At 70.7% G+C, this 550-nt stretch carries 1 protein-coding gene; it reads right to left on the reverse strand.

The features are described 5' to 3' along the window. On the reverse strand, positions 1 to 183 hold a 183-nt coding region (locus BI06_RS13135), incomplete at its 3' end, for an RsbRD N-terminal domain-containing protein (protein WP_043468187.1). Positions 184 to 550 lie beyond the last annotated feature (367 nt).

Genomic DNA, 550 nt, shown 5'->3' on the forward strand with positions numbered 1-550 from the left:
CAGGCCGCCCTCCCGAAGGGCTTGGCCGAGCGCCTGGTAGAGGTCGGTCAACTCGCGTTCCAGTTCGGCGCGGCTGATCCGGCCCCGCAGGATCTCGGCCACCGCCTCGACCCACCTGTCCAGGATCTCGCCGTCGTGCGCCAAGAGCCGGGCCAGCCGCTCCGACGATTCCACTGCCGCCATCAGGCGCTCTCCTCCATTGTGGGTGTGCCGGTTCCGGGGAAGCCCGAACGAGTGGGACCGGTCGGATGGCGAGCCGAGCTGGTGACAGACGGGCGCCCGGTTCGACCCGGCACTGGGTCGAACCGGACGCCCTTCTGCCCCCGGATCCGATTCCCATGCACCTGGAAACGACCTTTTTTCTCCGCCGGTCCGATCGACGGTGCAACTGCGGAGGAAAGGACAGAAGCGGGTGGCCGAGGATCGGCGGGTGCCGCGTCCCCGGGCCGGCGCGCGGCACCCGACGGCACCTGCGGATCGCTCGCCCGCCTGAACGCGGACATCGAGCTGTGAGCGAGCGGTACCCAGGTGTGGCGGCTGCCGCTCCGGG

Source organism: Kitasatospora sp. MBT66 (assembly GCF_000710405.2).
GTDB classification, from domain to species: domain Bacteria; phylum Actinomycetota; class Actinomycetes; order Streptomycetales; family Streptomycetaceae; genus Kitasatospora; species Kitasatospora purpeofusca.